Origin of the sequence: Candidatus Effluviviaceae Genus I sp. (genome assembly GCA_016867725.1) — a bacterium.
GTDB lineage: Bacteria > Joyebacterota > Joyebacteria > Joyebacterales > Joyebacteraceae > VGIX01.
In genome coordinates, this window is sequence record VGIX01000076.1 from 1 (window position 1) to 4,233 (window position 4,233).

General features: G+C 73.8%; 5 protein-coding genes. All 5 read left to right on the forward strand.

The genetic code is table 11. The features are described from left to right. Positions 1–12: 12 nt before the first annotated feature. The 5 genes from FJY74_09445 to FJY74_09465 are packed head-to-tail and all read left to right on the forward strand — an operon-like array spanning position 13 to position 4,040. Positions 13–1,017, forward strand: a complete 1,005-nt coding sequence (locus tag FJY74_09445) for an SPASM domain-containing protein (protein MBM3308536.1) — start codon at positions 13–15, stop codon at positions 1,015–1,017. Further along, positions 953–1,132, forward strand: coding sequence for a hypothetical protein (locus FJY74_09450; GenBank protein ID MBM3308537.1), 180 nt, complete (start codon positions 953–955; stop codon positions 1,130–1,132). The genes FJY74_09445 and FJY74_09450 overlap by 65 nt, the downstream gene beginning before the upstream one ends. A 49-nt stretch (positions 1,133–1,181) precedes the next feature. Then, positions 1,182–2,552: a hypothetical protein gene (locus tag FJY74_09455; GenBank protein MBM3308538.1), complete on the forward strand. Its 1,371-nt coding sequence runs from the start codon at positions 1,182–1,184 to the stop codon at positions 2,550–2,552. Then, positions 2,533–3,219, forward strand: coding sequence for an ABC transporter ATP-binding protein (locus FJY74_09460; GenBank protein MBM3308539.1), 687 nt, complete (start codon positions 2,533–2,535; stop codon positions 3,217–3,219). Before FJY74_09455 ends, FJY74_09460 begins: the two co-directional genes overlap by 20 nt. Then, entirely contained in the window at positions 3,186–4,040 is an 855-nt protein-coding gene (locus FJY74_09465; GenBank protein MBM3308540.1) for an ABC transporter permease, read from the forward strand. Before FJY74_09460 ends, FJY74_09465 begins: the two co-directional genes overlap by 34 nt. The last annotated feature ends 193 nt before the right edge of the window (positions 4,041–4,233 follow it).

The window sequence follows — 4,233 nt, forward strand, 5'->3', positions numbered from 1 at the left end:
GAGGGGCGCGCGTTGTCACTCCACGTGACAACGAACGGCACGCTCCTGACGCCGGAGGTCGCCTCGCGCCTGGCCGCCGTCGGGGCGGCCGTCATGGTGAGCATCGACGGCGACCGGCCCACCCACGACGCGCACCGGCGGTCCCCGGACGGCGGCGGGTCGTACGACGCCATCGCGCGCAACCTGGCGCGGCTCCCCGCCGGGCTCCGCGTATCGGCGCGCGCGACCGTCACCGAGGCGACGCCTCGTCTCAGGGACCTCGTGGAGCATCTGGTCGGGCTTGGGGCCGGCACCGTCCATCTCTCGCCGGTGAGCGGGGCGCCCCTGTCGGCACGGTTCGCCGCCCGGGTCTGCGCCGAGCTGGACGACCTGGCGGAGACCGAGCGGGAGCGCGTGAGTCGCGGCGGCCCCCCCGTCGTAGGCAACTTCGCGGAGCCCGTCCTGGCCATCGAGCGGGGCCGGCCGCGGAAGCAGGCCTGCGGGGCGGGAGTGAGATACCTGAGCGTGGCCTGCGACGGCACGATCAGTCTCTGCCACAGGTTCGTCGGCCACGCCGCGTACTCGCTCGGGCGCGTCGCAGACGGGTTCGACAGGGACGCCGCCGCGCGCGCCCTCGGCGAGCTCGCGGAGCGCTCCGCGGCGTGCCGCCGCTGTTGGGCGCGCTGGATGTGCGGCGGACCCTGCCTCTTCGACCTGGTCGCGTCGCCCGCCGACGCCTGCGGGGAGTTCGCGCCTCGGTGCGTGATCAAGCGGCGCGTGCTGGAGCTCTCCATGTGGCTGTACGCGTCCCTTCCCGCCCGCGCGAGGCGGCGGCTCGCGCGACTTGCGCGCCACGGCGGCAGGCCCGAGGTCGCTGCGTGCGCGGACCTGCGCGAGGGCGCGGTACGAGGGGACGCGGCCGCGCGGACCGCCCCGAGTGATGCCCCTGACCGGCCGAAAGGAGGTGACGACGATGATCCATCTCACGCTGGCCAGCGGGGTCATGGGACCGACCCTGGCGGCAGCCAGCACGCCTGACACCGACTTCTGCCTTCTCGACTACGCGCAGTGCCCGACGCGGGACATCTGCATTCTCGTGGACATGGGGTCGGGCTGCACGAACGACGACTGGTGCCTTGTCGACAAGGACTAGGAGGGTCTCACTCCGGGCGGGCCGGACTCCAGAGAGAGGAGCGAAGACCATGAGAACCACTGCCGGGGCGCGGCCCCCCTGGGGTCTGCTCGCCCGCGGCGCAGGCGCGGCCGCGGTCCTGATCCTGCTGAGCGTCACCGTGGGCGCCCGCCAGAGCGGAGTGGGGGAGGCGCCGGCTGTCGCGTGGCCGCTCCTGTGGGAGCGGGAGCTCGCCGTCGCCGACAAGGCGTACCAGACCGTCGTCGTTGCCGACCTCGACGGAGACGGCGCGGGCGAGCCCGTGGTCGTCGCGAGGCAGCGCGGCGCGCCATCGCAGGTGACCGTGCTCGACGGGCGCGACGGCGGCGTCCGCTGGGCGCGCGCTTGGAGCGGCCGCGTCGAGTGCGCCGCCGCGGACATCGAGGCGGGCGGCGGGTCGGAACTCGTCGTCGCCTGGCTCGACTCCCTACAGGTGCTCTCCGGCGCGGACGGCTCCGTCCTGCGGTCGCTCGCGCTCAAAGCGCCCGTGGGCGAGATCGTCTTCGGCCTGGTTGACGGCGACGAGCGCCCCGATCTCATCTACACCGCGGGGCACGACTACGACGACCTCCTGGTCGCCGTCTCCGGGGCATCGTGGCGCGACCTGTGGGTGCGCCGCACCGAGCCGGACCGCGGCATCCTCGGCGGGGGATTCGAGAAGGTGACGCCGCTTGACCTCGACGGCGACGGTCGAGATGAGGTGCTCGCCGTGGAGCGACGGAACACGCTCGTCTGCCTCGAGCCGACGGGCGCGACGCTGTGGACCACCGTGCTCGGGAAGAAGACCCGGTACCTCCCCGAGGGCGTGGCGAGCAGCCGGCCGGTGGCTGCCGATCTCGCCGCGCGCGGAGCGAACGACGTCGCCGTCGGCTGCTTCGCCGGCGCGCTGGTCGTGCTCGATGCGGCGGGAGGTGAGCAGGTCGCTCGCATGCAGTTCGGGCTCGACACCCATGCCCGCTACGCGCGCGACCCGAGGCTGCCGCGGTTCCTCCGCGGCATCGTCGCCGGGTCCGGGGAGCCCATCACGGAGATCCTCGTGACCGAGATCGACGGGAGGCCCGGGGCGGACCTCGTCTTCGGCTCGTGTGACGGATTCGTCTATGCCGTCGCCCCGAGGCGCGCGGAGATCCTGTGGAGGTTCGACTCGATCTCGGACGTGTATGGGCGGTGCATCGCGCTTCCCGCCGACGAGCCGCTCCTCGTCGCGTGGGACGCGAAGGCGACGTACGTCCTGCGCGCGGCGGACGGAGCGCTCGCGGGGCGGCTGCCTCTCGAGGGCGGCGTCCGATGCGCCGCGGAAGGGGACGTCAACGGCGACGGCATCCTCGACGTGGTAGCGGTCGCCGCAGGGGGATCCGTCGCGCGCGCCTGGAGCACGGGCATTGCAGCCGGCAGGCCGTGAGGGCGGGACCGCCGGCGCGCCGGCGCGCGGGTCGGTCGTCATGCTCGGCGTCACGCGGACGTTCCGAGGTCGCGGACGCCCCGCGGCCGTCGGCCCCATCACGCTCCGTGTCGCCGCGGGAGAGGTCTGCGCGCTCGTCGGCTCCAACGGCTCCGGCAAGACGACGGCGCTCAGGGTCCTTGCCGGGCTCGTCGCGTCGTCGTCAGGTCTCGTGCGCATCTGCGACCACGACGTCGTGCGCGATCCGGTGTCGACGCACCGGCTCGTCGGGCTCTCCCTGGGGTCGGTCCGTTCGTTCTACTGGCGGCTGACCGCTCGGCAGAACCTCGCCTTCTTCGGCAGGCTGGCCGGGATGCGCGACCGCGCCATCCGTGACGGGATCTCCGAGCTGGCCACCGCTCTGGGCATCGAGAGCGTGGTGAACGAGCCGGCGCGGTTCCTCTCCCGAGGCGCGCTGGCGCGGCTGTCGGTCGCCCGCGCGCTTCTGCCGTCGCGCCCCGTCGCCCTTCTCGACGAGCCGCTCTCGGCCGTGGACGCGCAGGGAAGAGCGGCGATCGTCGATGCGCTTCGATGCGCTGCCGGCCGGGGCGCCGCCGTCCTCGTCACCGCGCCGGAGCGCGAGGAGGTCGCGTGGTGCGACCGCATCTACGCCACTCCCACGGGCTGAGTCGCGCGCGGGACGAGGCGGCGGCCGTCGGGCGCGCTCTCGCGGCGTTCCTGTGCCGCTCGGTTGCGACGCGGCTGAGCTATCGCGTGCAGCTGGTCCTGGGGCTCGCCCGGTCCGTTCTGTCGATCGCGCTCATCGCGCTCGTCGGGAAGGTCGTCGCGTGCGCCGGGGGCGGCTTCGAGGCGCGCTACGGGATGGGCTACACGGAGTTCGCGCTCCTCGGGCTGGCGGCGCACGGCGCGGCGGCAGCGGGCCTCGGGGCCTTCCGGTCGGCCGTTCGGCGCGAGCAGCTGCAGGGAACGCTCGAGCAGCTTCTCGCCGCACACGGTCCGCCGACGCGGCTGGTCCTGCTGTCGGGCGTGTGGGACGTGCTGGGCGCGTGCGTCGGCGGCGCGGCGTTCGTGGCTCTCGCGTCGTGGCGCGGCGGACTCAGGATGGAGATGTCCGCCGCAGTCGGCGCGGCGGCGGGGCTCTATGTCATCGCAATGTGCGGGCTCGGTCTCGCCTCCGCGGGCGTCGTGCTCGTGACGAAGGAGGGTGAGCCCGTGTCGTGGGCGCTCGGGATGCTGTCGTTGGTCGCAGGCGGCGTCTACTACCCGGTGGATCTCCTCCCGTCGTGGGCGCAGCCCGTCTCGCTCGCGCTCCCGACGACGCACGTGCTCGCCGTCATGCGTGGAACCGCATCGACCGGCGCGTCCACGACGCGCGCGTCGCTCGCCTTCCTCGGCGTCGCAGCGGCTGCCGCATGCATCCTCGGCGCCGCGGCTCTCCGATGGGGCATCGGGCGCGCCCGCGGACTCGGGACGCTCGGCGAGTACTGAGCCGGCCTTTGCTCTTGCCCGGGGCTTCGGGCGTGGTGTCTAATGGCCGTACGGCGAACGGACGCAACGCCGCGGGGCTCGCTGCCCGCGGACGGCCCGTCAGCGCCGGGCCAGTCCCTTTCCGAGGTGCGCTCCATGGCCGCCAGACGAGCGGGTCACCTGCCCATCGCCTTCGTCGTCGTCAGCATCCTCA

Coding starts and splice junctions, on each gene's coding strand:
- FJY74_09450 (MBM3308537.1), top strand. CDS start 953: ATGATCCATCTCACGCTGGCCAGCGGGGTCATGGGACCGACCCTGGCG.
- FJY74_09455 (MBM3308538.1), top strand. CDS start 1,182: ATGAGAACCACTGCCGGGGCGCGGCCCCCCTGGGGTCTGCTCGCCCGC.